The sequence below is a fragment of the Pararhodobacter oceanensis genome (assembly GCF_003076755.1).
Classification (GTDB): Bacteria; Pseudomonadota; Alphaproteobacteria; order Rhodobacterales; family Rhodobacteraceae; genus Pararhodobacter; species Pararhodobacter oceanensis.
The window spans coordinates 856,360-881,874 of record NZ_QDKM01000001.1 but is presented as its reverse complement, the minus strand read 5'-3'; the positions used below and the strand labels follow the sequence as shown (position 1 = coordinate 881,874).

At 60.8% G+C, this 25,515-nt stretch carries 23 protein-coding genes and 1 pseudogene; 19 read left to right on the top strand and 5 right to left on the bottom strand.

Annotated elements, in window-relative coordinates; all coding sequences use genetic code 11:
• Positions 1–95 precede the first annotated feature (95 nt).
• From DDE20_RS03950 to DDE20_RS03940, 3 genes are all read right to left on the bottom strand, one after another.
• Positions 96–554, bottom strand: a complete 459-nt coding sequence (locus tag DDE20_RS03950; protein WP_338066505.1) for a tRNA (cytidine(34)-2'-O)-methyltransferase — start codon at positions 552–554, stop codon at positions 96–98.
• A 334-nt stretch (positions 555–888) separates the two neighbouring features.
• Positions 889–2,106, bottom strand: coding sequence for a Vgb family protein (locus DDE20_RS03945; RefSeq protein ID WP_205961612.1), 1,218 nt, complete (start codon positions 2,104–2,106; stop codon positions 889–891).
• Positions 2,107–2,311: 205 nt separating this feature from the next.
• Positions 2,312–3,352 carry a substrate-binding domain-containing protein gene (locus DDE20_RS03940; protein ID WP_116557101.1) on the bottom strand — a complete coding sequence of 347 codons (1,041 nt, stop codon included), beginning with the start codon at positions 3,350–3,352 and terminating at the stop codon, positions 2,312–2,314.
• 157 nt (positions 3,353–3,509) lie between these two features.
• On the opposite strand from DDE20_RS03940, the gene DDE20_RS03935 reads away from it, so the two are divergent.
• The 19 genes and pseudogenes from DDE20_RS03935 (at position 3,510) to iolB (ending at position 23,503) form a co-directional block, all read left to right on the top strand.
• Positions 3,510–4,538: a sterol desaturase family protein gene (locus DDE20_RS03935; RefSeq protein ID WP_116557100.1), complete on the top strand. Its 1,029-nt coding sequence runs from the start codon at positions 3,510–3,512 to the stop codon at positions 4,536–4,538.
• A gap of 85 nt (positions 4,539–4,623) precedes the next feature.
• Positions 4,624–5,601, top strand: coding sequence for a substrate-binding domain-containing protein (locus tag DDE20_RS03930; RefSeq protein WP_116557099.1), 978 nt, complete (start codon positions 4,624–4,626; stop codon positions 5,599–5,601).
• A gap of 150 nt (positions 5,602–5,751) precedes the next feature.
• Positions 5,752–6,771, top strand: a complete 1,020-nt coding sequence (locus DDE20_RS03925) for an ABC transporter permease (RefSeq protein ID WP_205961611.1) — start codon at positions 5,752–5,754, stop codon at positions 6,769–6,771.
• An 11-nt stretch (positions 6,772–6,782) separates the two neighbouring features.
• A complete protein-coding gene (locus tag DDE20_RS03920; protein ID WP_116557097.1) occupies positions 6,783–7,826 on the top strand; it encodes an ABC transporter permease in 1,044 nt (347 codons plus the stop codon).
• 50 nt (positions 7,827–7,876) lie between these two features.
• The gene (locus DDE20_RS03915; RefSeq protein WP_116557096.1) at positions 7,877–8,830 is read left to right on the top strand and encodes a substrate-binding domain-containing protein; all 954 of its coding nucleotides are present in this window, start codon (positions 7,877–7,879) and stop codon (positions 8,828–8,830) included.
• Positions 8,831–9,087: 257 nt separating this feature from the next.
• Positions 9,088–10,020 (top strand): ABC transporter permease, encoded by a 933-nt coding sequence (locus DDE20_RS03910; RefSeq protein ID WP_205961610.1) that lies wholly within the window; start codon positions 9,088–9,090, stop codon positions 10,018–10,020.
• Positions 10,021–10,029: 9 nt separating this feature from the next.
• The gene (locus tag DDE20_RS03905) at positions 10,030–10,854 is read left to right on the top strand and encodes an ATP-binding cassette domain-containing protein (RefSeq protein ID WP_116557094.1); all 825 of its coding nucleotides are present in this window, start codon (positions 10,030–10,032) and stop codon (positions 10,852–10,854) included.
• An 86-nt stretch (positions 10,855–10,940) separates the two neighbouring features.
• Complete coding sequence (locus DDE20_RS03900) at positions 10,941–11,945, top strand: Gfo/Idh/MocA family oxidoreductase (protein ID WP_116557093.1); 1,005 nt, start codon at positions 10,941–10,943, stop codon at positions 11,943–11,945.
• Entirely contained in the window at positions 11,942–12,901 is a 960-nt protein-coding gene (locus tag DDE20_RS03895; RefSeq protein ID WP_116557092.1) for a sugar phosphate isomerase/epimerase family protein, read from the top strand. Before DDE20_RS03900 ends, DDE20_RS03895 begins: the two co-directional genes overlap by 4 nt.
• Positions 12,902–12,911: 10 nt before the next feature.
• The gene (locus DDE20_RS03890) at positions 12,912–13,223 is read left to right on the top strand and encodes a MocE family 2Fe-2S type ferredoxin (protein ID WP_116557091.1); all 312 of its coding nucleotides are present in this window, start codon (positions 12,912–12,914) and stop codon (positions 13,221–13,223) included.
• A gap of 2 nt (positions 13,224–13,225) precedes the next feature.
• Positions 13,226–13,999, top strand: a complete 774-nt coding sequence (locus DDE20_RS03885) for a TIM barrel protein (RefSeq protein ID WP_116557090.1) — start codon at positions 13,226–13,228, stop codon at positions 13,997–13,999.
• 3 nt (positions 14,000–14,002) lie between these two features.
• Positions 14,003–15,190, top strand: a complete 1,188-nt coding sequence (locus DDE20_RS03880; RefSeq protein WP_116557089.1) for an NAD(P)/FAD-dependent oxidoreductase — start codon at positions 14,003–14,005, stop codon at positions 15,188–15,190.
• Positions 15,191–15,208: 18 nt separating this feature from the next.
• Complete coding sequence (locus DDE20_RS03875) at positions 15,209–16,027, top strand: 3-methyl-2-oxobutanoate hydroxymethyltransferase (RefSeq protein ID WP_116557088.1); 819 nt, start codon at positions 15,209–15,211, stop codon at positions 16,025–16,027.
• Between the two features lie 69 nt (positions 16,028–16,096).
• Complete coding sequence (iolG, locus tag DDE20_RS03870; protein WP_116557087.1) at positions 16,097–17,092, top strand: inositol 2-dehydrogenase; 996 nt, start codon at positions 16,097–16,099, stop codon at positions 17,090–17,092.
• Positions 17,093–17,145: 53 nt separating this feature from the next.
• Positions 17,146–18,030: a formyltetrahydrofolate deformylase gene (gene purU, locus DDE20_RS03865; protein ID WP_116557086.1), complete on the top strand. Its 885-nt coding sequence runs from the start codon at positions 17,146–17,148 to the stop codon at positions 18,028–18,030.
• Between the two features lie 13 nt (positions 18,031–18,043).
• Positions 18,044–19,957: pseudogene (locus DDE20_RS03860) on the top strand (bifunctional 5-dehydro-2-deoxygluconokinase/5-dehydro-2-deoxyphosphogluconate aldolase).
• A complete protein-coding gene (gene iolD / locus DDE20_RS03855; RefSeq protein ID WP_205961609.1) occupies positions 19,954–21,783 on the top strand; it encodes a 3D-(3,5/4)-trihydroxycyclohexane-1,2-dione acylhydrolase (decyclizing) in 1,830 nt (609 codons plus the stop codon). The pseudogene DDE20_RS03860 and the gene iolD overlap by 4 nt, the downstream one beginning before the upstream one ends.
• Positions 21,783–22,688: a myo-inosose-2 dehydratase gene (gene iolE / locus DDE20_RS03850; RefSeq protein ID WP_116557085.1), complete on the top strand. Its 906-nt coding sequence runs from the start codon at positions 21,783–21,785 to the stop codon at positions 22,686–22,688. Before iolD ends, iolE begins: the two co-directional genes overlap by 1 nt.
• 8 nt (positions 22,689–22,696) lie before the next feature.
• Positions 22,697–23,503: a 5-deoxy-glucuronate isomerase gene (gene iolB, locus DDE20_RS03845; RefSeq protein ID WP_116557084.1), complete on the top strand. Its 807-nt coding sequence runs from the start codon at positions 22,697–22,699 to the stop codon at positions 23,501–23,503.
• 151 nt (positions 23,504–23,654) lie between these two features.
• On the opposite strand, the gene DDE20_RS03840 is transcribed toward iolB, so the two are convergent.
• Together DDE20_RS03840 and DDE20_RS03835 are read right to left on the bottom strand one after the other, a co-directional pair.
• The gene (locus tag DDE20_RS03840; RefSeq protein WP_116557083.1) at positions 23,655–24,083 is read right to left on the bottom strand and encodes a glyoxalase superfamily protein; all 429 of its coding nucleotides are present in this window, start codon (positions 24,081–24,083) and stop codon (positions 23,655–23,657) included.
• Positions 24,080–25,477, bottom strand: a complete 1,398-nt coding sequence (locus DDE20_RS03835) for an MATE family efflux transporter (RefSeq protein WP_116557082.1) — start codon at positions 25,475–25,477, stop codon at positions 24,080–24,082. The genes DDE20_RS03840 and DDE20_RS03835 overlap by 4 nt, the downstream gene beginning before the upstream one ends.
• Between the last annotated feature and the right edge of the window lie 38 nt (positions 25,478–25,515).

The window sequence follows — 25,515 nt, the reverse complement described above, 5'->3', positions numbered from 1 at the left end:
CCAAATCGCGACCAGCTTGTGCGAGAAAACGCTCGTTTGCAGGGCTATACTGGACCCTTCGCATGTGACGCCTTTCGGGGGCGAGTTCCAGCGAGTTACCCCATCAGTTGACTGCGCATTGCTTGGTAGACGACGGCGGTTGCGACGTTTGCTAGGTTGAGCGATCTGACGCGGGTGTCGAGCATCGGCAGATTGAACACCCGGTCAGTCATACCGTTGAGGATTGTCGCTGGCAGGCCCGCGGACTCGCAGCCGAACACCAGATAGGCGTCGTCTGGATATTCCGGTGCGTAGAAGGTCTGCGCGCCGTGTTCCTCAAAGAAAAACAGGGTCTCGCGCGCTGGGGTGCGGTGGTGCAGAAAACCGTCCCAGCTGTCGTATTCGGTGAGCTCGACATGTTTCCAATAGTCGGTTCCCGCCCTCCGCACCGATTTTTCATCCAGCGAAAATCCATAGGGTTTGATCAGGATCAGCTCGAGGTTGAGAGCGACGCAGGTGCGTCCGATCGCGCCGGTATTGAACGGGATTTCGGGTGTCACCAACACCATTTTCATACGCGGATTGGACATGGGATGCGGGCGCTTTCTGGGTCTGGGGGCTTTGGTGGTGCCCTCATAGCCGGAACGCTCGCCATTTCACAACGTCGATCCCGGGAAACGCGGGTTGAGTGGGGGCCGCGCGGGTGGTTGGGGGCGGATTGCACAGCGAACCTACCGATCAGAGGGAGTCCCTGTGACGAGGGATGCGGCCAAGGTCGGAGGAGTGCGTGTTGAGGGTGCGATGTCTGTTCAGGCGAGGGCGCTCGTTTGAAGCGCATCGGTGCAGAAGGGCAGGGCCGGTGCCGCCGTCTCGGCCGCGAGACGCTCAACCTCCATCGCCGCACCGGGATCAGGGGCGCAGGCGCATCACCGTGTTGGTCGCGCTTTGGTGGATCAAGAGGGCAGAGCCGTCGCGGGTCACGCGCATATGTCTGAGGATGCCGGCGTGAATGCTACCGGAGGGGATCGGCCAGCTCTGGAAGCTCTCGGTCTCGGGGTCAAACCGGACCAGCATATCGGGGCGCATACCGGATTCGTTATACCAGACCGCATTGTCGAACCAGACCAGCGCATAGGGATGCGATGCAGGCCCGCTGGGGCTGGGCCATTCGCGCAGCGCGCCGCTTGCCGGATCAAACTGCCCGATGCGCCCGCGGCCCGAGTTGACATACCAGATCGTGCCATCGGGCGCGATATCGAGCCTGCGGATATGGCTCTCGGCATGCGGGATTTCGTGATCGGTGACCGCGAGGCTCTCGGGGTCGATACGATAGAGACGGTTCGAGCCGTTCGCCGCGACCCAGATCGTGCCATCCTGCGCCTGTCTGATCCCATAGGGGCGCGAGCGCGGCACCGGCATGGTGACCAGATCGACCGCAGAGGTCGCGGGGTCCAGCCGACCGACCATATTGCCGCGCTGCACGGTGAAATAGACCCGCCCGTCGGCACCGACGATGGCCGAATGCGGATCGGTCGCGGCGGGGTCGGGCATCGGGTATTCGGTGATCTCGCCGGATGCCGGATCAAGCCGGCCCATGGTGGCGTTGCCATTGCCGGTATACCAGATCATCCCGTCATCCGCCGCGGTCACCGTATGGGCGCGGGCTCCGGCGGGCAGGTCGTATTCGCGCATCTCGCCGCTCTCGGGGTCCAGCCGTGTCAGCAGGTCGGCCCATTGTCCGGTCCACCAGATCGCGCCGTCCGGCGCCTCGACCGGATCCCGCGCCCTTTGGCCACGGGTCGGGCCGGACCAGCTCTCGATACTGAGGGTAAGTGGCCCGTTGATCTGCACCGGCGCGCGGGTGTCATTGGGGGGGAAATGCCGGGCCAGATATTCCGTGATGACCGCGAGGTCGGGCTGCCCGTCGAGATAGACCATGGTCGAGACCAGCGCCGTCCAATCCGCCGCGGTATAGCCCAGCGACCGATGGATCAGCCGCGTGCTGTGGCAGGCGGTGCAATACATCTCGACAAGATCGCGCCCCTCGTCGCGGGGCAAATCCTGCGCAGGGGCGGCGAGGGGGATTAGCGCAAGAGGCGTCGCCATCGCCATGAGAAAACGTCGCATGAGCATCCTGACCTTTCGAGCCTCCTGACCCGGTGAGCGATGGGCAGGATCGCCCAACTGCCTGCGGCAAGAGTATCACCTTTCCCCTGATCGGCAAAATCAAGCCTTGCGAGGGGGGGCTTTGATGCGGGGGCGCAGGGGCGTCGCGTGGCGGTGGGGGCGGAGGATTGGCGGAAGCGCTGCCCGCGGGGGTTGGTAAGGCGCGTTACACGTTCTCGGGGGTGTAGATATCGAAGCCCAGAGCCACATATTGCGCGCCGGCGTCGATATCGGCCTGTTTGGCCTTGATCAGCGTGTTGATTGTCTCGCGCGCAAAGACTTCCATCGGGTGCGAAATCACCATCGAGAGCGTGCCGTCGATCAGCGCGGCGCGGGTTTCGGGGAACAGCTCGTAACCGACGGTGACAAAGTCCCCGCGCCTTGGTGCCTCGCGCAGGGCTGCCAAAGCGCCGGTGATACCGCCGCCCGAGATGAACAGGCCGCAGAGATCGGCGTGGTCCTTCAGCATGGCTTCAACCAGCTCGCGGGCGGCGGCGGCGGATTCGTAAGTGGCGATGGGCTCGAGCAGGGTGAACTGCGGGTTATGCTCGCGGAAATAAGAGCGAAAGCCGCTCTCGTTCAGCTCTTGGTTCCGGTAGCGGTGATTGCCCAGCAATATGCCGATCTTTCCGGGCTCATGCACCATCTTGCCAAAGGCCCAAGCGGCGGTGCGGCCGACCTTCCAATTGTCCAGACCGACAAAATTGACCGTGCCGCTGGCAGAGAGCGGGGCGATCAGGCTGGTCACATGCACGCCCTTGGCGGTGACGGTATCAATGGCATCGGCGACCAGCGGGTGTTGCGCGGCAACAAGGGCCACGGACTCGCAGGTCTCGGCCAGAGCGACAAGCCGCGCGGCAACCCGGTCGGGCGACAGATCGTCGAGATACTCCAAAGTGAGCGCCACGCTATCGCCGCTGCGGGATCTGGCCTCGGCTTCTATCGCGTTGCCCAGCTTGCGATAGAAGGCGCGGCCTTTTTGCTGCAGCAATATTCCCAACCGATGGGTCTTGCGGCCAGTGCGAACGGCCTGTTCGATCGTGCCCAGACCGTAAAAACCGATCTCTTCGGCCGCGGCCATGACGCGCTCACGGGTAAGCTGGCGGACCGATTCCGGTTGATTGAGCACCCGGTTCACAGTGGACACGGATACGCCTGCGGATTTGGCCAGATCGGGGATTGTTGGGCGTTTTACAGTCTGGGTCATCTCATTTCACCTCAAAAATTGTCCTGCATGATACTTTATGAGACGAAATATCAAGCATCACAAATGTACCCTTGATTTGATCTATATCAAACTGCCAGTAAAAGCATCACCAAAGTTCTGAGCAGAACACCGTATCGCAGTGAGGGGGGAGCGATTCATGGATGACCTAAAATTTGGCACACGTGATAAGCGCGGCAATTGGACGCCCAACGCGACACTGGAAATTGCGCCGTTCTGGATCGGAAAATGGAGCCGGATCGGTCATTTTATCAAAGATATGATCTGGCCGTGGAATGCGTTCCATATGGCGACGGCGCTGCTGTATTGGGCGTTTGTGCTGCCCGACATCGAGACGATGAAAACCTTTGGCTGGGGCTGGGCGCTCTATCTCTTTGCGGCAAACGCAATTGGCATCTTCGTGCTTTACGGTGCCATCGAGATGTTTTTCTACGTCAAGCGCAAACAAGAGAACAGGTTCAAGTTCAACGGCAAATTCCCGGCTGAAAACCCGTCTGATGTTTTCTGGTTCAAAAGCCAGAACCTTGACAATTTCATGCGCAGTTTCTTTGTCGGAATTCCGATCTGGACGGCGGTCGAGGTGGTTATGCTGTGGTGCTTTGCCAATGGCTATCACGTGTTTGGCTGGCTCGACTGGCAGGATAACTGGCTGTGGCTGGTTGCGCTGACGCTTCTGGTGCCTGCGATCCATGAGGTTCATTTCTTTTGTATTCACCGCCTGATCCATGTGCCGGTGCTCTATAAGTGGATCCATTCGGTGCATCATAATTCGATCAATCCGAGCCCCTGGTCATCGCTGTCCATGCATCCGGTCGAGCATCTGCTCTATTTTGGCGAGATCGTCTGGCATTTTATTATCCCGTCCAATCCGATTGTTATGATGTTCAACAGCCATGCCGTCGGATTTGGCGCGCTGAACGGGCATATCGGTTTTGACAAGCTGGAAGTGACCGAGGATACACCGCTCGATACCCATGCCTATGCGCATTATTTGCACCACAAGTATTTTGAAGTGAATTACGGCGCTGATGGAATTGTGCCGCTCGATAAATGGTTTGGCTACTGGCACGATGGCTCGAAAGAGGCAGAGGAGCAAATGAAGGCGCGGTTCAGGGCTAAAAAGGAAAAACTCAAAGCGAGGCAGGCGCGAACGACACCGGCTGAATAACCTGCCACGGAAATGCGGAGGAGGTATTTCCAATAGCAGCGGCGAGTATGTCGCCAGATACCAAGCACTCGAGGGAGGAGACCCAATGAAACTGATTAAAATCCTTGCGACGACCACAGCACTGGCCCTGACCGCATCATTCGCGGTGGCAGACGAGCACGATGGCCCGGATATCTTTGTCATCGGCGACAAGCCCGACGATCCGTTCTGGTCCCGCGTCAAGCTGGGCGCCGAGCATGCCGGTCTGGTGGCAGAAATGCACGGTGGCTCGGTGACCTGGCTTGGCCCGCAGAATTACGACAACCTTGGCCCCGATGCGGCGGAGTTGATCCGTCAGGCCATTGATCAGGGTGCCGATGCGATTGTCGCCCCGAACTGGGTGCCCGAGGCGATGGATCCGGCCTTTGAAGCGGTGGTTGCCGCGGGCATCCCGCTGGTGATCTTTAATGCCGGCGGTATCGAGGCTGCCGACCGTCTCGGGGCGTTGAACTATGTCGGCACGGTTGACTATAGATCCGGCTATGCGGCGGGCGAATATCTTGCCAATGACGGGCAAAGCAACGGCGCCTGTCTGAATTCCCTGCCCGGGGCGGCGAATATCGAGGCCTTCTGCAGCGGCTTTCAGGACGGGATGATCGAGTCCGGCGGAAGCGGATCGGTTTTGCAATTGCCCGCCACCGCCTTTGGCGATTCCACCGCCATGGCCCAAGCGGTGCGCGCACATCTCTTGCAAAATCCCGACATCGACGCGCTGTTCGCCATCGGTGACCAAGATACCAATGCTGCGATCAGTGGCGTCCAGCAGGCAGGCAGAATGGGCGCGGTCGAGGTTTGCGGGATGAACTTTAACGACTCGATTCTGGCCAATATTCAGGCGGGCACACAGGCCTGTGCGATTGATCAGCAGGGCTATCAACAGGGCTATTTCGCCACCTCCATCCTGATCAACTATGTCCAGTATGGCACGACAATCGCCACCCGCGAGATCCTGACCGGGCCGGGTATCATTGATGAAAACAACGTGGAACTGGTGATCGCGGGCGTCGAGGCCGGCGCGCGCTAAGGGGGGGCTCACTGCGATTGTGGCCGGACAGACCGGTCGGTCACGAGCGCAGGGACACCCCGATCACCGCCCCGCAAATCAACCTTCAATCGATGTGCTCGGTTGCCTTGGGACGATGTCCTGCAAGGCGGACCAAAAAGGATGGATCAGATGCCAACGTCTCATCGGACTTCGGGAAAACACTCGGCGCTTGCTACGTTTGCCAGACGGCCCGAAACGGGATCGTTGATTGGCTTTGTGGTCGTCTTTGCCTTTTTCGCCAGCCTTGGCGGCCCGGTATTCATCGGCGCTCCGGGCTGGTCCAGTTGGCTCAATATCGCGGCGGAGGTGGGCATTATTGCCTTGCCGGTGGGGCTGTTGATGATCTCGGGCGAGTTCGACTTCTCGGTCGGCTCGGTGGTGCCAGCCTCATCCATGACCGCGGCGATGTTGTCCGGCCATTATGATTTGCCCGCCTTTATCGGCATCGCTGGGGGGCTGGGTGTCGGGCTGGCAATCGGGTTTGTGAACGGCCTGCTGGTCACCCGCACCAGTATTCCGTCACTGATCGTCACCATCGGCGTCATGTTCGCGGTCATGGGGCTGACGCTGGGCACTGCGGTGTTGATCAAGGGATCGACCAGCGTGTCCTATGTGCCTGATCCGACCACCAAGGCGCTGCTGGGGCAGTTTATCAACGGTATGTTCAATGTCGCCATCCTGTGGTGGATCGGCTTTGCTGCCGTGTTCTTTTACATCCTGCATATCTCGCCGGTCGGGAACTGGATTCTGGCCATTGGCGGCGACCGTGAAAGCGCGCGCAATGCGGGGATCCCGACCGCGAAAGTAACCATCGGCCTGTTTATGGCGTCGGGCTTTTGTGCGGCTTTTGTCGGCGTGGCGCAGGTGATGACCTATCAGCAGGCGCAGGTCGCGGGCGGGCAGGCCTTTATCTTCAATTCGATCATGTGCGCCGTCATCGGGGGCGTTTTGCTGAACGGCGGCGCCGGGTCGATCATCGGTATTCTGCTGGGCACGATGACCTTTGCGGTGGTGAACCAAGGCGTCTTTTTCGCCGCGCTCGATCCCAATGTCGGCTCGATCATTGTTGGCGCGCTGCTGCTGGCCGCCGTTCTGTCCAACGACAGCTTCCGTGCACTCGCGATGCGTGTCGCGGCGAAGAAATCGTGAAGGTGACGGGAATGAAAATAGTCTCAATACTGCTTCGGCGGCCCGCATCCGCATCCGTGTTAAGCCTGATCGGCGTTCTGGCTTTCTATGTGGTCATCGGCGGCGTGGACTTCGGGCAATTGATCGGGGCGGCCAGCTGGGTCAATTATGCGGCGCGGATCGGCATTGTCGCCATCCCTGTCGGGCTGTTGATGATCTCGGGCGAGATCGACATTTCCATCGGTGCGATGATCCCGGCGGGGGCAATGTCGACCGCCATCATCACCGGCTATTACGAGCTTCCGATGGTCTTTGGCATCCTCGGGGCCTTGGCGCTGGGCGTGGTTATTGGCGCGATCAATGGCATTCTGGCGGTGCGCACGAATGTGCCGACCCTGATCATCACACTGGCCACGCTGGTCGCGATGCAGGGTGTGGTGCTGGCGGGTTCCAAGCTGTTGACCGGCAGCGCCTCTGTCCCCTTGGCGGCGCCGGAGTGGGCCAAGTTCATGTTTGGCCAGTTCATTTTCGGCGGCAGCCATCAAGTGGTGATCATCTGGTGGATCATATTCGCCGCCGTGTTCTGGTTCGTCCTTCATTACAGCAAATACGGAAACTGGATCTTCGCCATGGGCGGAGACAAGGAAAGTGCGCGCAATGCGGGTGTGCCGGTGGATCGCATGACCATCTTGCTGTTCATCCTGACCGCCACCTCTGCCTCATTCGTCGGCATGTGCCACGCGATATTGTTCAACTCGGCGCAGGTCTCGGGCGGGATGAACGATATTTTCAACATCATCGTCAGCGTCGTTGTGGGCGGCGTGATTTTGACCGGTGGTTTCGGATCGGTTCCCGGTGTTTTTGTCGGCACCCTGACCTTTGCGATCGTCAATAAGGGCATCGATTTCACCGCGATTGATCGCAATTGGTCCAATCTGATCATCGGCGTGATGCTGCTGCTGGCGGTGGCGATGAATGAGAATTTCAAAAAGCTGGCGCTGAGTTCAGCCGCCGGAAGACCATGGAAATCCAAAGACAATTCGCCTCAGGCGGCGGCCAAAGAGCCAAAGACGTAACGAGGAGTGGGCCCGTCACATCCGGCAGGTCAATCAGGGAGGATATCAAGATGAACGTCACTAAACACATCGCGGCGGCGGCGGTGGCAGCGCTTATGGCGAGTGGTGCCTATGCGCAGGATATCGCAGTGATCGCAGGGTCGATCGAAGACGCATTCATGGATAAGATCAAAAGGGGCGTGGATGACGCGACCCATATGGTCGAGGCCAATGGCGGCACGGTCCAATATCTGCGCACCCAGAATTACGAGAACTTCGGCCCCGATCTGGTCACGCTGATCAATCAGGCGATTGCTCAGGGCGTTGACGGGATTGCGATCCCGGTCTGGGTGCCCGAAGCACAGATCCCGGCGCTGCAGGTGGCCCGCGACGAGGGGATTGTCATCATGCAATATAACGCCGGTCTGCCGGTGCAGGCCGAGATCGGCGCGGTGAATTACTTTGGCTCGGACGAATACCACTCGGGCTATGGCGGCGGTCGGTATATGGCCGAACAGGGCGCGACGCATATTGTCTGCCACATCCAGATCCCGGGCGCGATCAACCTAGAAGAGCGTTGCCGCGGTGTCACCGACGGGGCGACCGAGGTCGGCGCGCGGGTGACGATCCTTAACACCCCGGCCAATCTTGACGGCGATGTGACCGGCACTGCCGAGGTCATCAAGGCCGAGTTGATCGGCGACAGCTCTATCGACGCGCTGATTTCTTGCGCCGAGTTTGGCGCGGCGGCAGCGGCGAATGCCGTTGAGCAAACCGGCGTTGACCTGATGATCGGGGCCTTTGACATCAGCCCCGCGTCGCTGGATCGCATCGCCGCTGGCACGCAAACCATGGCCATCGACCAACAGCCCTATTTGCAGGGGTTTCTTGCGACCTCGATGCTGTTTGCGCATCTGCGGTTCGGCACCGAGATCGCGACGGATCCGGTTTTGACCGGTCCGGTGATCATTGATGCCGCGAATGTCGAGGCGGTTCGTGCCGGTGCCGCGCTCGGCGCGCGCTAAACCAGCCCCGGTTGCGGCCTGATCATTGGCCGCAACCGGCGCTGCAACGAACCCCACATCGATAGGCAAAGCGGGCAACCCAAGCTCATTTGAAGGAAGATAGGATCATGGTTGATGCACCGGTCGACATTAGTTCGACAAAAGAGAAACGAAGTATTTCCTTTCTTGGACCCTTGCGACGGCCAGAAGCAGGAGCGGCGGCGGCCTTTGTCCTCATTCTTGTTTTCTTTGGCTATTTCGGCCTCGACAGGAACTTTATGACGGCGCTGGGGGCATCGACCTGGCTGAATTTCGCCTCGAAAGTCGGCATTATCGCCATCCCGATCGGGTTTTTGATGATTGCCGGAGAGCTGGATATCTCGGTCGGGGCGCTGATCCCCGCCGGTGGCATCGTGCTGGCGATGTCGGTTGAAACCTTCGGGCTCAATATCTGGCTTGGCGTCGCCATCAGCTTCGGCTTCGCCGCCGCTATCGGTTGGGTGAACGGTATGCTTGTGACCCGCACGCAAGTGCCCTCGTTTATCGTGACGCTGGCGACGCTTTTTGTCGTCGCCGGGCTCAACGCCTATGTCAGCAAACAGGTTGCCGGCACGACGCAGCACAGCCTGCAAGATGCCGGGGTGGTTTCTGAGTTCATCTTCGGTGACTACCACTCGCTGATCCTCGGCGAGGGCGAGACTGCGATCACCGTTTTCCGCAGTTTGCAAAGCTCGTTCTTCATCTGGATCGCCGTGGCGATTGCCGGTTTCTATGTCTTGCATGTGTCGCATTGGGGGAACTGGATTTTCGCGATGGGCGGCGATCAGGAGAGCGCGCGAAATGCCGGTATCCCGACCGCAAAACTGAAGATCGCGCTGTTTATCCTGTCGGCAATGGCGGCGGCGCTGGTCGGCATGACCGAGGCGGTCTTGGCGAATACGGCCAGCACCACCACGCAATTCGGGATGATTTTCAACACCATCATCTGCGTGGTTGTCGGTGGCGTGCTGCTCACCGGGGGCTTTGGCACCGTCCTCGGCGTGGTTTTCGGAACATTGACCTTCGGGATCGTGTTTCAGGGGATCAACTTCACCGCCTTCGACAAAGACCTGAACATGCTCTTCATCGGCTCCTTGCTGCTGGTTGCAGTGCTGATGAATGACACCCTGCGAAACCTGGCGACCTCTGCGGCGACCACAAAGAAAAAGTGAAGGCACATCATGTCAGACAATACAGCTGTTCTAGAAATGCGCAAAGTCGACAAGAGCTTTGGCCCCATCGATGTTTTGCATAGCATCAGCCTGAAGGTGAAAGAGGGCGAGGTTCTCTGTCTTCTGGGCGATAATGGCGCGGGGAAATCCACCCTGATCAAGACGCTTTCGGGGGTGTTCCAGCCGACCCGCGGCGAGATGTATATGGACGGAAAGCCGGTCAATTTCACCCGACCAAGCGATGCCCAGAATGCCGGTATTGCCACGGTGCATCAATTCGGCGGCACCTATCCGCTGATGTCGGTGGGGCGCAATTTCTTTGTGGGTCAAGAGCCGACCAAAGGCTACGGCCCGTTCAAGATCTATGACCGCGAAAAGGCCAATGCGATTGCGGTGGAGGCGGTGCAGAACTTTGGCATCACGCGGATCACCGATGGGGACCGGCTTGTTGGCGGCCTGTCGGGGGGCGAGCGCCAGTCCCTTGCCATCGCCCGCGCGGTGCATTTCGGCGCCCGGGTCCTGATCCTTGACGAGCCGACGGCGGCGCTGGGTGTCAAACAGGCCGCCCATGTGTTGCGCATCGTGAATGAAGCCAAGCGGCGCGGGCTGGCGGTGATTTTCATCACCCATCAGGTGATGCATGCAATGGCCGTCGGCGATCACTTTGCGGTTCTGATCCGCGGCGCCATTGCCGCTGATTTCCGCGCTGGCGAGAAGAGCCGCGAGGAAATCGCCGACCTGATGGCCGGTGGCGAGTCGATGGCCGATCTGGAGGCCAATATCGAAGGCTATATGGAGGCCCATGACGGGCAACCACCTGAACCTGCACACTAATCTTGGGTCGGGCAACTGCTCGCCCCCCCTTGCAACCCCCTTGGTAACGGACGGCTTCAAGCCGGTCCGCCTTTTCGGAGACTGCCGTGACTATAAGAATTGCCGTCATTGGTGCGGGCCTCATGGGCGCAGATCACGCCAAGATCGTCGCCGAAGACATGCCCGGCGCCCGTCTGCAACTGGTCTGCGATCTGGACCCAGAGCGCGCGAAATCGGTGGCTGATGCACATGGGGCGGCCGATGTTGCCAGCGACCCCGAGTCGGTGATCGCGCGCGCCGATGTGGATGCGGTGATTATCGCCTCGCCGGATTTCACCCATGCGCCCCTGTCCAAGGCCGCGATCGCCGCGCGCAAGCCGGCGCTGTGCGAAAAGCCCCTGTCGCAAGCCTCATCCGAGTGCTTTGAGGTCATGCAGGCCGAGCAGGCCGCGGGCGCGCGCCACATCATGCTGGGCTTTATGCGCCGGTTTGACCGCTCTTATATGGAAATGCGCAGCGCCTTGACCGATGGCACGCTGGGTCGCGCGTTGATGATGCATAATTTCCACCGCAACGTGGAAACGCCGGCGTCGGATTTCACCGGTGCGATGGCGATTACCAACTCGGCGCCGCATGAGTTTGACGTCGTGCGCCATGTGCTGGGCACGGAATATGCGTCGATCACGGTGCATCAGCCAAGGCGTTCGGATGCGCGCGTTGCGCCGGTGGTGATGGTTTTGGACACCACCGATGGCCAGCTGGTCACCATCGAGATCAATAACAACGCCGCCTATGGCTATGACCTGCGCGCCGAGCTGGTCGGCGAGCAGGGGGCGATTGCGATGAACAATGTCGCCTATACCCGCACCGACATAAAGCTCGCCTCGGCCACCCGCTATGACGCGGATTGGCGGGGCCGCTATCACGAGGCCTATGTGCGCCAGAACCGCGCGTTTCTGACTTTCGTTGAGACCGGCGCCTTCCCCGAAACCGGCTCGGATTGCTGGGATGGATATTGCGCTGCGGTCACCGCCGAGGCCGGCGTCAAAGCACTTGAAACAGGAATGAAACAGCCGATCGAGCTGATTGCAATGCCGGAGTTCTACCGATGAAACTTGGATTCGTAAGCGACAGTCTTGGCGCGATGTCATTCACCGAAATGCTGGATCACGCCGCCCGCATGGGTGTTTCGGGGGTCGAGGTCAACACCTGCGGCTGGTCGACCGCGCCGCATTGCAAAATCGACGATCTGCTGGGCAATCCGGCGGCGCAGGCGGCGTTTCAGCAGGCATTCACCGACCGCGGGCTTGAGATCATCAGTCTCAATGCCAATGGCAATCCGCTGCATCCGACCGACCTGAAACAGGGCGAGGATCTGAAGAAAACCATTCGTCTGGCCGGTGAGATGGGGATCAAAACGGTCTGCAGCATGTCCGGTCTGCCCGCCGGATCAGCACAGGATACGATGCCCAACTGGGTGGTTTCCAGCTGGCCGCCGGAGACGCAGGAGATCCTGCGCTATCAATGGCACGAGAAACTGATCCCCTTCTGGACCGAGATTGCCGCCTTTGCCAAAGCGCATGGTGTCGAGAAAATCGCGCTGGAGCTGCATGGCAATCAATGCGTTTACAACGTGCCGTCGCTGCTGAAACTGCGCGCGGCGGTCGGGCCGGTGATCGGGGCGAATCTTGACCCCAGCCATCTGTTCTGGATGGGTGCCGATCCGCTGCTGGCCGCCGAAGCCCTGGGCGAGGCGATCTATCATGTCCACGCCAAGGACACGATGTTGAATGCCCCCGTGCAGGCGGTGACCAGCCTACTCGAGACCGGCAGTCTGATGGATATTCCGGCGCGCAGTTGGTCCTATATCACCCTTGGGTTCGGCCATGGCGAGGAATGGTGGCGGCAGTTCTGCTATCGCCTCAAGATGAGCGGCTATGACGGATGGCTGAGTATCGAGCATGAGGACGTTCTGCTCAACTCGCTGGAAGGATTGGAGAAATCCGTGTCGCTTCTGCAGGGCGTGATGCCCTCCGCCGCCGCTGATTACAAGCCACAAGACATTTGAGGAGGCAAGAATGGCCAATTGGGTAGACGCCTGCGCAACCACCGATATCGACGAAGAAGACGTGATCCGTTTCGACCACGGCGCGCGGACCTTCATCATCGTGCGCGATCATGAAGACAACTATTACTGCACCGACGGGTTATGCACCCATGAAGACGTGCATCTGAGCGACGGTCTGGTGGTCGAAGCAACGATCGAATGCCCGAAGCATTCCTCGATCTTTGACTGCACCAATGGTGAGGTCGAGACACCGCCTGCCTGTGAAAACCTGCACACATATCCAACCAAGGTCGAAAATGGCCGGGTTTTCGTGGAGATCTGACCATGGGCTTTCAACTCTCGGCCTGTGCCGAAATGCTTTGGCAGGACCGGCCCATCCATTGGCGGGCGGCGGCGCTGCACGAGATGGGTTTTGGCGTCGGTCTGTGGAACTGGCCTACGTGGGATCTGGACGCGCTGGCCGCCACCGGCGCCAGTTTCACCATCATGAACGGCTATCTTGAGGGGCGTCTTGCCGATGAGGCGGGGGCCGAGCTGCTGCTCGCCTCGGCGCGCGAGACGGTTCAGGTCGGCAAACGGCTGGGGGTGCAGCGGTTGAACCTGCATGGCACCGGACTTGGCGATCACGGTATCCCTGTGCCGCAGATCGCGCATGTGGCGCCGGGCATGTGGCTGCGGGCGCGGGATACGCTGCACCGGATTTGCGATCTGGCCGAGGAAGAGGGGGTCATTTTCACCCTCGAAAACCTCAATCTGCGCGAACATCCCGGCTGCCCGTTCAACAGCACGGCTGATGTGCTGTCGCTGGTGTCCGCGGTTGACCGCCCGCAGTTGCGGATCAACCTTGATCTTTATCACACGCAGATCGGCGAGGGGGATGTGATCCGTTGGGCCAAAGCCTGTCTGCCGTGGATTGGCGAGGTGCAGGTCGCGGATAATCCCGGCCGGTGCGAACCGGGCACCGGCGAGATGAACTGGCCGGTGATCGCGCGCGCCTTGGCGGATATGGGCTATGATGGGCCGGTGGGGCTTGAAGCCTTTGCCAAAACCCGCCCGGAGCAAGCGCTCGACGCCTTTCGCGCTGCCTTCACGGTGTAGGCCATGACAGGGATTGTCATCATCGGGGCAGGGGAATGCGGTGTCAGGGCCGCGTTCGAACTGCGCGCCAGAGGCTATGGCGGTTCGGTTGCGCTGGTGAATGGCGAGGCCGGTTTGCCCTATGAACGCCCGCCGCTGTCCAAGCGCCTCGGGTCAGCGCCAATACTGATCAAGAGCGCAGCGGCATTTGCCGAGGCGGATATCCATCTGCGCAGCGGTCAGACCGCGCTCTATATCGATTCGTCGCATAAAACCGTGGCGCTGGCTGATGGCGAGACGTTGGATTATGACCGGTTGCTGATTGCGACCGGGGCAAGGGCGCGGGTGTTTTCGGGTATGGAGACCTGCCTGACCCTGCGCACCGATGAGGATGCCGCCGCGATTATGGCGCAGCTCAAGCCGGGCGCGCGCATCGGTATCATCGGTGGCGGGTTCATTGGTCTGGAACTCGCGGCAACGGCGGTCAAAGCCGGTGCCGAGGTGACCGTTGTCGAAGGGGCCGCGCGGCTATTGCAACGCGCCGTGCCCGCGCCGATCGCGGATATCCTGCACCAGCGGCACGCGGCCGAGGGGGTGACGATCCTGACTGAAACCGGCGTTGCCACAGCCGAGGCGACCAGCATCACGCTGGCTGATGGCACCGTGCAGGGGTTCGATCTGGTGATCGCCGGCGTTGGCGCGCTGCCAAACACCGAACTGGCCCATAAGACCGGATTGGCGGTGACCAATGGCATCGTGGTGAACGAGTCTTTCCAGACCTCCGATCCGCATATCTATGCCGCGGGAGATTGCTGCAATTTCACCTGGCGCGGGGCAAGGCTGCGGCTGGAAAGCTGGAAAGCGGCACAGGATCAGGGTGCGCATGCGGCGGCGGCGATGCTGGGCGAGGCCAGCGCCTATAATGCGGTGCCGTGGTTCTGGTCGGACCAGTATGATTTGACGCTGCAGGTGGCGGGCCTGTTTGACATCTCCGCCCCTGTTCATACGCGCCCCACGGTCTCGGGCCAGTGCCTGTTATTCCAGTGCAATGCGCAGGGCTGTCTGACCGCCGTGGCCGGCATCGGGTCCGGCAATAGCATCGCCAAGGACATCTCGATTTTTGAAAAACTGATCGCACGCGGGGCCGCCCATGATCCGGCTGTGCTGCAAGACCCGGAACACAACCTCAAACGGCTACTTCGCGCCGCCTGAACGACAAGGACGTCAACCATGTATCACAATCGCCCCCACGCCCATGACATCCGCAAGATGAAACAGCGCGGTGAGAAAATCTCGATGCTTTATGTCAGCACGCCGGATGAGGCTGCGGCGGCTGCGGCGGCAGGCATCCATATGCTGTCGATCGAAGGCAAGGTGTTTGATGCCGAAATGCGCGAGGCGGCGGGGGACTGCTTTGTGCAAGTCGGTCTGCCCTATGGCGGTTGGGGCCAGTTCAATGGCCGTCCCTTGGCCACCGCCGAGGATTATCTGCGCGCCGCCTTCCACTATGCGGCCTTGGGCGGCGACTGCTTTTATTGCGCGGCCTCCTACGACATCCAGAAGGTGCTCTGTGACAACCATATCGCTGTTGTCGGCCATATCGGACTGACGCCGTCCTATATCACTTGGACCGGATGGCGGGCGGTGGGCAAAACGGCGGATGAGGCCGCCGCGCTCTGGCGCCACGCCCGCAAGATGGAAGAGATCGGCGTCTTTGCCGCCGAGCTGGAGGTGGTGCCGGACCGTATCGGCCAATATCTCAGCGAGAACTCCTCACTGATCACGCTGGGGATGGGGTCGGGCAAATATGCGGATGCGCAGTATCTGTTTACCGAGGATGTCTGCGGCTACGGCGTTAACCACAAGCCGCGCCATGGCAAGATCTACCGCGATATGTCCGGCCTGCTGGACAAGCTGCAGCAGGAACGCATCGCCGCCTTCACCGCTTACAAGGCCGATGTGGATGCGGGCAGCTATCCGGCCGCCGAGCATACGGTGGCGATCAAGGATGATGAATTCGACGCCTTTCTCGCCAATGTGCAAGGCTAACCCGACCCATTGGCGCGGATGAATGCGCGCGCCGCGGGAGGCTTCTCCCGGTATTGAAAGAACAACAGAATGATCAAAGTAGGACTTCTTGGGGCTGGCCGCATTGCCGGTGTGCATGCGGCGGCGATTTCCACCCATCCGGCAAGCCGGCTGGTGGCGGTCTCGGACCATTATCCCGATATGGCTGAAAAGCTGGCATCAGACTATGGTTGCGCGGCCCGCAGCACCGCCGAGATCATCGCCGACCCTGAGATCGACGCGGTGCTGATCGCAACATCGACCGACACGCATTCCGACCTGATCGAGGCCGCCACGGCGGCGGGCAAGGCGGTTCTATGCGAAAAGCCGGTTGATCTGAGCCTTGAGCGCGCGCGCGCCTGCCAGCAAGCCGCCGCCAAAACCAGCCAGCCGGTTATGATCGGCTTCAACCGCCGCTTTGATCCCGGCTTTGGCGCGTTGAAGGCTGCGCTCGATGCGGGTGAGATCGGCAAGGCTGAACTGCTGTCGATCACCTCGTTTGATCCCGCGCCGCCGCCGGTCGCCTATATCAAGGTCTCGGGCGGTTTGTTCCGCGACATGATGATCCATGATTTTGACATGGCGAATTTCATCATGGGCGCGGCGCCGGTGTCGGTCTCGGCCATGGCCTCGTCGATTGTCGACCCCGAGATCGGGGCGGCGGGTGACGTGGATACCGCGGTTGTCACCCTGAGCTATGCCGACGGGCGTATCGGCGTCATCAAGAACTCGCGCCGCGCGGTCTACGGGCATGACCAGCGGATCGAGTTGTTGGGGTCCGAGGGGCTGCTGCAAGCGCAGAACATGCTGGAGAACACCGTGGTGAAATCCACCGCCAACGGGGTGATCAGCGCCAAGCCGACCTATTTCTTTCTGGAACGCTATATGCCGGCCTATGCCGCCGAATGGGCCGCTTTTGTCGAGGCCATTGTGGCGGGCACATCGGTGCCGGTCTCGCTTGCTGATGGTGTTGCGGCCCTCGCCATGGCCGAGGCCGCGAGCCGCTCGCTCGCGTCCGGCGCGCCGGTGCGGCTTGCCGAGATCTAGTCCCGTTCCTGTGCCGCAATGTCTTGGCGCAAATACTTGAAGGTAGACGACCGATGACCAAATTCGCCCTCCGCGTTCAATGCAACAGCCGCCGCGGCATTGTCGCTGCTATCTCGGGTTTTCTGGCGGATCAGGGCTGCAACATTACCGACAGCGCGCAATTCGATGATGGCGAGACCGGCAATTTCTTTATGCGCGTCAGCTTTCAGTCGGAAGAGGGGCGCGGACTGGATGCGCTGACCGAACATTTTGCCCCGGTGGCAGAGCAATTCGGCATGGAGTCCGCGTTCTTTGACGAAAGCGCCAAGCGCAGGGTCATCATCATGGTGTCGCGCTTTGGCCATTGCCTGAATGATCTGCTGTATCGGGCGCGGATCGGGGCGCTGCCGGTCGAGATTGTCGGCGTGATCTCGAACCATATGGATTACCAGAAGGACGTGGTGAACAGTGATATCCCGTTTCACTGCATCAAGGTCACCAAGGAGAACAAGCCCGATGCCGAAGCCCGCATCATGGCTGTGGTCGAGGAGACCGGCGCCGAGCTGATCGTTCTGGCGCGTTACATGCAGATCCTGTCCGACGAGATGTGCCAGAAAATGTCGGGGCGGATCATCAACATCCACCATTCTTTCCTGCCGTCGTTCAAGGGCGCGAACCCTTATAAACAGGCCTTCGAGCGCGGCGTGAAGCTGATCGGCGCGACCTCGCATTATGTGACCGCCGACCTCGATGAGGGGCCGGTCATCGAGCAGGATATCGTGCGTGTCACCCATGCCCAATCGCCCAGGGATTACGTCTCGCTGGGGCGCGATGTCGAGGCACAGGTCTTGGCCCGCGCGATCCACGCCCATGTGAACGGGCGGGTGTTCATCAATGGCAACAAGACGGTGGTTTTCCCGCCATCACCCGGCTCATACGCCTCAGAGCGCATGGGCTGACGAGGAGACTGATATGACCAAAGCACTTGACCTTATCACCATCGGCCGGTCCTCGGTTGATCTCTATGGCGCGCAGATTGGCGGGCGGTTGGAGGACATGGGATCGTTCGATAAATATATCGGCGGTTCCCCGACCAATATCGCCTGTGGCACCGCGCGGCTGGGTATGAAATCCGCGGTCATCACCGGCGTCGGCGATGAGCATATGGGCCGGTTCATCATCGAGCAGTTGCGGCGCGAGGGGGTGAACACCGACGGGGTAAAGGTCGATCCCGAGCGGCTGACCGCGCTGGTGCTGCTGGGCATTCGCGACAGTGAGCAGTTCCCGCTGATCTTTTACCGAGAGAATTGCGCGGATATGGGGCTGACCTGCGATGATGTGGACGAGGGGTTCATCACCTCGGCCCGTGCGGTGGTGGCGACCGGAACGCATCTGAGCAATCCACAGGTGGAGGCGGCGACACGCAAGGCGCTGGAGATCGCCCGTGCAAACAATATGCAGACCGCGCTCGACATTGACTACCGTCCCAACCTTTGGGGCGTGGCGGGGCATGGCGAGGGCGAAAGCCGCTTTGTCGAAAGCGCGGCGGTGACGGAGAAATTGCAGGCCAGCTTGCATCTGTTCGATCTGATCGTCGGCACCGAGGAAGAGTTCCATATCGCCGGCGGGTCCACCGATACGCTTGCCGCCTTGCGCGCGGTGCGGGCGGTATCGGGGGCGTCGCTGGTCTGCAAGCGCGGCGCCGATGGCGCGGTGGCCTTTGCCGGTGACATTCCTGACAGTCTGGACGCGGGGCAGGCCGGTCCCGGCTTTCCGATCGAAGTGTTCAACGTCTTGGGCGCGGGCGACGGGTTCATGTCGGGCCTGCTCAAGGGATGGCTTGACGGGGCCGACTGGCCGACGGCTTTGACCTACGCCAATGCCTGCGGCGCCTTCGCTGTCTCGCGGCACGGCTGCACGCCCGCCTATCCAAGCTGGGAAGAGCTACAGTTTTTCCTCGAGCGCGGGATCAAACGCCCCGATCTGCGCAACGACACGGAGTTGGAGCAGGTGCATTGGGCGACGAATCGCGCTGGCGATTGGCCATCTGTCAAGGCCTTCGCCTTTGATCACCGTATGCAGCTTGAGCAGATGGAGGGGTATACGCTGGAAAAGGGCGGCGCGTTCAAACAGCTTTGCCTTGATGCCGCGCTGCAGGTGCAGGACGGGCAGGGGGGGCACGGGATCCTTTGTGACAACCGCATTGGACGCGAGGCGTTGCACCGGGCCAGCGGAAGCGGTCTTTGGATCGGGCGGCCCACTGAATTGCCCGGTTCCCGCCCGATCGAATTCGAGCCTGATCTGGGCGAGGATCTTGGCGGTCTGCGGGAATGGGCGCGCGAGAATGTGGTGAAGCTCTTGGTCTTCTGTCACCCCGATGATGGCGAGAAGACCACGCAGATGCAGGTGGCGCGGGTCAAACGGCTGTTCACCGCCGCGCGGCGCAACGGGCTGGAATTCCTGCTTGAGATTATCCCGTCAAAGGTCGCGCCGGCGAATGACTAGACGTCGTCCCGGCTGATCCAGATGTTTTATGAGGCGGGGATCTACCCCGACTGGTGGAAGCTCGAGCCATTTAAAACCGATGCGGCCTGGGCCAATGCGGTGTCGGCCATCGAGCGCAATGATCCGCATACACGCGGTATTGTCGTGCTTGGGCTCGATGCGCCGCAGGATGAACTCGCGGCCAGTTTCGCAATGGCCGCCAAACAGCCTTTGGTCAAAGGTTTCGCGGTTGGTCGCACGATCTTTGGCGATGCGGCGCGGGCCTGGATGAAGGGCGAGATGACCGATGCCGAAGCGGTGGCGCAAATGGCCGGTCGGTATCGCCAATTGTGCGAAACATGGGAGTTGGTGCGGCGTGGCGCACAGGAGGATGCAGCATGATCAAGACCGTTAGACTGACCGCAGCGCAGGCAATGATCCGCTATATTGCCGCCCAGAAAAACGAAGAGGGCGAAGCGATCATCGCTGGCTGCTGGGCGATATTCGGCCATGGCAATGTCGCGGGGCTGGGCGAGGCTCTGCACGGCGCCAAAGCGTATTTCCCGACCTGGCGCGGGCATAACGAGCAGACAATGGCCCATGCCGCCATCGCCTACGCCAAGCAATTGGGCCGCAAGCGCACGATGATGGTGTCGTCGTCGATCGGACCGGGGGCGACAAATATGGTGACCGCGGCGGCGCTGGCCCATGTGAACCGGCTGCCGGTTCTCTTGGTGCCCGGCGATGTCTTCGCCAATCGCGGCCCTGACCCCGTATTGCAGCAGATCGAGGATTTCGGCGACGGAACCGTCAGCGCGAATGACGTGTTTCGTCCGGTGACACGGTATTTCGACCGTATCTCGCGGCCTGAACACCTGTTGACCGCCCTGCCGCGGGCCTTTCGCATCCTGACCGATCCCGCCGATTGCGGGCCGGTTTGCCTTGCCTTCTGTCAGGACGTGCAGGCCGAGGCCTTTGACTATCCTGTCAGCTTTTTCGAGCCAAAGATCTGGCGGCAGCGCCGTATCCGCCCTGATCTGGCGGAGCTTGCGGCGATGGCCGAAGCGATCAAATCCGCCAAGCGCCCGGTCATCGTGGCCGGTGGCGGGGTCCATTACTCGGGCGCAAGTGAGACGCTGCGCCGCTTTGCCGAGGCGCATAATATCCCGGTTACCGAAACCCAGGCCGGAAAATCCGCGCTCCCATGGGATCATCCGCTGAACCTTGGTCCGATCGGTGTCACTGGCGGTGAACCGGCCAATGCGGTCTGCGCGGAGGCGGATCTGATACTTGGTGTGGGCACGCGGTTTCAGGATTTCACCACCGGAAGCTGGGGGTTATTCGCGCATCCAGACCGCCGGATCGCCTGTCTGAATGTCGCCGCCTATGACGCCAGCAAACACAACGCGCTGCCCTTGCTGGCCGATGCCAGAATCGGACTGAGCGAACTGTCGAAGGCCTTGGAAACCTTTAGGGTTGCTGCGGGTGTCGAAGGGTTGAAGGCCGCATGGTTCGCCGCGGTAGATCCCTTGACCGAGGCCCCCGGCGGCGATGGATTGCCGACCGATATGCAGGTGATCGGTGCGGTGCAGCGCGCATCGACCGAGGAGACCGTGGTGATCTGCGCGGCTGGCAGCATGCCGGGCGAGTTGCACAAACTTTGGAAATCGACCCGCCCGATGTCCTATCACATGGAATACGGCTTTAGCTGCATGGGCTATGAGATCGCCGGTGCGATGGGGATCAAGATGGCCCAGCCAGTGCGGGATGTGATCTGTTTCACCGGCGATGGCACCTATATGATGGCCAATTCCGAGATGGCGACGGCGGCGATGATGGGGATCAGCTTTACCGTCGTGGTGACCGATAACCGCGGCTATGCCTGTATCAACCGCCTGCAAATGAACACTGGCGGCGCCGAGTTCAACAACCTGCTGGAGCATACGATTCACCAGCAGCCCTCGGATATTGATTTTGCCGCCCATGCGGCGTCGATGGGGGCGAGATCGGTCAAGGTCTCGTCGATCGCAGAGTTGGAAGCGGCGTTGGCCAAACGCGGCGAGGTCAACGGCCCCTATGTCATCGTCATCGACACCGATCCCTACCCCAGCAGCGAACCCGGCGGCACATGGTGGGATGTCGGGGTTCCCGAAGTCTCGGAGCGCACGCAAGTGACCGCGGCGCGGGCCGCATATGAGGCGAAAAAAGCCAGCCAGAGGACCGACTGATGGCGGTGAGACTAGGCATATCGCTGGTTGCATGGCAGAATGATGACCTGCCAGACCTGACCGCGGGTTTCACCACCGAAGGCGCAATGAAGGACGCGGCACGCATCGGCTATGCGGGGGTCGAGCGTGGCCGCCGCATGCCTGCCGATACCGACGGGCTGCGGACCTATCTGGACCGTTTTGGCGTGGCGCTCTGTGGTGGCTGGTGTTCGGGCAATTTGCTCACTGCCTCGCTGGCAGAGGAGAAAGACGCCATCCGCCAGCAGGTTGAGCAATTCGCCGCGCTGGAGGCGCCCTGCGTCGTCTATGCGGAATGCTCGAACTCCATTCAGGGTGCGCTAAACACACCTGTGTCGCGCCGCCCGAAGCTGGGCCGTGATGAGGTGATCGCCTATGCCGCCAAACTGTCCGAGCTTGCCAAATGGTCCGCCGATCAGGGCTGTGCTCTGGCCTATCATCACCATATGGGCGCGATGGTTCAGGATGCCGAAGATATCGACTGGCTGATGGAGGGAAGCGACGACGCGCTGGCCCTGCTCTATGACACCGGCCATTTGCATTTTGCCGGGGCGGACCCTTTGGCGGTGCTGGACAAATGGGGCCACAGGGTGGGTCATGTCCATTTCAAGGATGTGCGCCAGCCGGTTCTGGATTGGGTTCATGCCGAAGACCGGAGTTTCCTTGATGGGGTGGCGGCAGGGGTGTTTTCCGTGCCCGGCGATGCCCAAGGCTGCATCGACTTTCAGGCCGTCACCGATGCCTTGAAGGCGATGGATTACAACGGCTGGATCGTGGTCGAGGCCGAACAGGACCCGGCCAAAGCCGATCCCTTTGCCTATTCAAAACTCGGATACGACCATATCACCCAGATATGTCACCGCTCTGGCCTAACCATTCAACGATGAGGCGTGATATGCCCGATCTTCTCAAGAAACCCTTTGGAACCCGTGGCAAGGTCCACCAGATCACGCCCGAAAGCGCCGGGTGGCGCTATGTCGGCTTTTCGCTTTACCGGCTGAATGCAGGTGACAGGGCCGCCGAGGCAACCGGAGACCGCGAAGTCATTCTGGTGATGGTGGAAGGCCGCGCGCAGATCACCGGCGCGGGGCAGGACTGGGGTGTGCTGGGCGAGCGGATGAATGTGTTCGACAAAACCGCGCCGCATTGCCTCTATCTGCCCAACGGCACCGAATGGGAGGCCAGGGCAGATACCGATTGCATCATCGCGGTCTGCTCGGCGCCGGGTATGGGCGGCCACGAGGCGCGCCGAATTGGACCGGATGGCATCACCCTGACCCCGCGCGGCAAAGGCGCAAACACGCGCTATATCAATAACATCGCGATGGAAAACGAGGATTACTGCGACAGCCTGTTGGTCACCGAGGTGTTTACACCGGCGGGCAATTGGTCGTCCTTTCCCAGCCACCGTCACGACGAGGATGACTATCCCCGCATCACCTATCTTGAGGAAACCTATTACCACCGGCTCAACCCCGCCTCGGGATTTGGCATCCAGCGGGTCTATACCGATGACCGCAGCCTTGATGAAACCATGGCGGTCTCGGACGGCGATGTGGTCTGCGTGCCCCGTGGCCACCACCCCTGCGGCGCCCCTTACGGGTTCGAGATGTATTACCTCAACGTCATGGCCGGACCCAAGCGCAAATGGCGCTTTGTCGCCGCGCCCGAAGTGGAATGGATCATGGAGCGGGATGGCTGAGACGTGCCATTGAAGGCTGGGGTATTGGCGTTTGAGCGGCGATAGGTTCCGCGGTTGGGTCATCTGTGGGCCGGGGTGGAAGCCTGCAGCATCCACGGTTTCAAGCCGCCCTGAAGGGATGGAGTTTTGGCAATCCTTCAGGGCTGTCGGGTCAGTCGCCGGTGATGTCGATGATCAGATGCGGTGTGCCGTCTGAGGTTTTGCGGGGGGAGCGGCCGTCGGGGGCGACCACGGCTTTGATATGGCGGCGCAGGTTTGAGAAACTCTCGAATTGCACCGCATCCACCGGCTCATCCAGCCGCAGAGATAGCTGCGTATTCGGGCCGAGTTTCGAGAGCGCGACGATCCGGCCGGTGAAGGCCTGCCCCAGATACTGCCCGCGCACCTGATCGTTCAGATGGAAGGCCTGCGGCTCGCTCCGTGACAGTTTGGCCTGCAGCGTATTCCAGTCGCGCGCGCCGTTTTGCTGGGCGATCAGTTCCAGAGCCTGCGCATGGGTGATGCTGGTGCCTTGGGCGGATAGGGCTTTGCGCAGGATTTTAGCCTGTGACTTGGCGTCTTTTACCGATTGCAGGGTCATTGTATTTCCTCCGCTGCCGGAAGCCCGAACGCATTGACGCCCCCGCCGTTTTTCTGGCTGGTGATCACGATCCAGATGGCAATGACGATGACAATCGCGTCACCGATGGGGAAGGCAAACCAGATCGCCTGCGCACCGAATGTAAAACCCAAGGTCGAGATCAACAGCGGGCTCAGAATAAAGGGTCTGATCAGCGTGAGCGCGGCGGTATGGGCGGGCCGTCCGATTGCTTGAAAATACAGCGCGAGGACCAGCAGCGGGCCGGAAAACAGATAAAGCGACACCATCGGGCGCATTATTCTGCCGACCTGTGCGATCACCTCAGGGTTATCGACAAAGGCGCGGCCAATCCAGCCGGATCCGGTGATTAAAACCAGCTCGATCGTGGCGCAATAAACAACGGCCACGGTAAGGGCGAGGCGTAGGGCGGCATTTGAGCGCTGGTAAAGTTTGGCGCCGAAATTATTCCCGACAATGCTTTGCGTGGCCAAGGCAATCGCCATCAAGGGCATGAAAGTGAAACTGAACACCCGTGTCACGATGCCATAGGCGGCCATGCTCTCGACATAGGCAGCGCCGGAGGTCAGGCGCAGGGTGGTGATCACCGTCGCCGAGACCAATGCGATGCCGATAAAGCTGAGGCTGACGGGGGCGCCGAGGGTCAGGATGATCCGCCATTTCCCCACCCAGCGCGCGAATTTCAGGGATTGCAGCGATAGGGTGCCACCGCCGCGCAGGCGCAGCCCGACGAGCAGCGCAAGCCCCAACCCCTGCGCGATGGTGGTGCCCCAGGCCGAACCCGCAACGCCCATATCAAGCCAAGCGATCAACAGGTAATTGAGCGCGATATTGGCCAGCGTGACGCCCACCGACATCAGCGCCATAAGACCGGCGCGGCCCTCGTTGCGCCAGGCATCCGCATGGACGCTCAACAGCAATTGCACCGGCGAGGCGAGGATCATGATCGCCAGATAGGTATAGGCCATGCGGGCGATATCGGCCTGACCGTCCGAGAGCGCGGCGATCACCGCCCCGCCAAAGATGCCGAAACCCGCAATCAGCAGGAGGGATAAAAACAGTGCCAAACCATGGGCTTGGGCGAAAACACCGGCGGCGTCCTGATGGTGTCCGGCGCCCAGATGACGGGCGAGGAGGCTGGACATGCCACCGCCGACCAGCGTCGAAAGGGCGATGGTGATCATGATAACGGGAAAGACGACGCTGACCGCGGCAAGGGCTCCGGCGCCGACAAAATGGCCCAGAAACGCGGCATCGACCACGGTCAACAGGCCGCTCATCATCATGACAAGGATCATCGGCAGCGCGTTGGCCACAAACAGCCGCGCCGGTGTGTCCGTTAGAAAACGGTTTTCGGATGCGTGGGGGGACGACATTATCAACTCCTCAAATGAGGCATTTCAAATGCGATGGG

Coding starts and splice junctions, on each gene's coding strand:
- iolE (WP_116557085.1), top strand. CDS start 21,783: ATGGCGGTGAGACTAGGCATATCGCTGGTTGCATGGCAGAATGATGAC.
- DDE20_RS03890 (WP_116557091.1), top strand. CDS start 12,912: ATGGCCAATTGGGTAGACGCCTGCGCAACCACCGATATCGACGAAGAA.
- DDE20_RS03925 (WP_205961611.1), top strand. CDS start 5,752: ATGCCAACGTCTCATCGGACTTCGGGAAAACACTCGGCGCTTGCTACG.
- DDE20_RS03880 (WP_116557089.1), top strand. CDS start 14,003: ATGACAGGGATTGTCATCATCGGGGCAGGGGAATGCGGTGTCAGGGCC.
- iolD (WP_205961609.1), top strand. CDS start 19,954: ATGATCAAGACCGTTAGACTGACCGCAGCGCAGGCAATGATCCGCTAT.
- DDE20_RS03930 (WP_116557099.1), top strand. CDS start 4,624: ATGAAACTGATTAAAATCCTTGCGACGACCACAGCACTGGCCCTGACC.
- DDE20_RS03935 (WP_116557100.1), top strand. CDS start 3,510: ATGGATGACCTAAAATTTGGCACACGTGATAAGCGCGGCAATTGGACG.
- DDE20_RS03875 (WP_116557088.1), top strand. CDS start 15,209: ATGTATCACAATCGCCCCCACGCCCATGACATCCGCAAGATGAAACAG.
- DDE20_RS03945 (WP_205961612.1), bottom strand. CDS start 2,106: ATGCGACGTTTTCTCATGGCGATGGCGACGCCTCTTGCGCTAATCCCC.
- purU (WP_116557086.1), top strand. CDS start 17,146: ATGACCAAATTCGCCCTCCGCGTTCAATGCAACAGCCGCCGCGGCATT.
- DDE20_RS03910 (WP_205961610.1), top strand. CDS start 9,088: ATGACGGCGCTGGGGGCATCGACCTGGCTGAATTTCGCCTCGAAAGTC.
- DDE20_RS03835 (WP_116557082.1), bottom strand. CDS start 25,477: ATGTCGTCCCCCCACGCATCCGAAAACCGTTTTCTAACGGACACACCG.
- DDE20_RS03920 (WP_116557097.1), top strand. CDS start 6,783: ATGAAAATAGTCTCAATACTGCTTCGGCGGCCCGCATCCGCATCCGTG.
- DDE20_RS03940 (WP_116557101.1), bottom strand. CDS start 3,352: ATGACCCAGACTGTAAAACGCCCAACAATCCCCGATCTGGCCAAATCC.
- DDE20_RS03840 (WP_116557083.1), bottom strand. CDS start 24,083: ATGACCCTGCAATCGGTAAAAGACGCCAAGTCACAGGCTAAAATCCTG.
- DDE20_RS03915 (WP_116557096.1), top strand. CDS start 7,877: ATGAACGTCACTAAACACATCGCGGCGGCGGCGGTGGCAGCGCTTATG.
- DDE20_RS03905 (WP_116557094.1), top strand. CDS start 10,030: ATGTCAGACAATACAGCTGTTCTAGAAATGCGCAAAGTCGACAAGAGC.
- iolG (WP_116557087.1), top strand. CDS start 16,097: ATGATCAAAGTAGGACTTCTTGGGGCTGGCCGCATTGCCGGTGTGCAT.
- DDE20_RS03950 (WP_338066505.1), bottom strand. CDS start 554: ATGAAAATGGTGTTGGTGACACCCGAAATCCCGTTCAATACCGGCGCG.
- iolB (WP_116557084.1), top strand. CDS start 22,697: ATGCCCGATCTTCTCAAGAAACCCTTTGGAACCCGTGGCAAGGTCCAC.
- DDE20_RS03885 (WP_116557090.1), top strand. CDS start 13,226: ATGGGCTTTCAACTCTCGGCCTGTGCCGAAATGCTTTGGCAGGACCGG.
- DDE20_RS03895 (WP_116557092.1), top strand. CDS start 11,942: ATGAAACTTGGATTCGTAAGCGACAGTCTTGGCGCGATGTCATTCACC.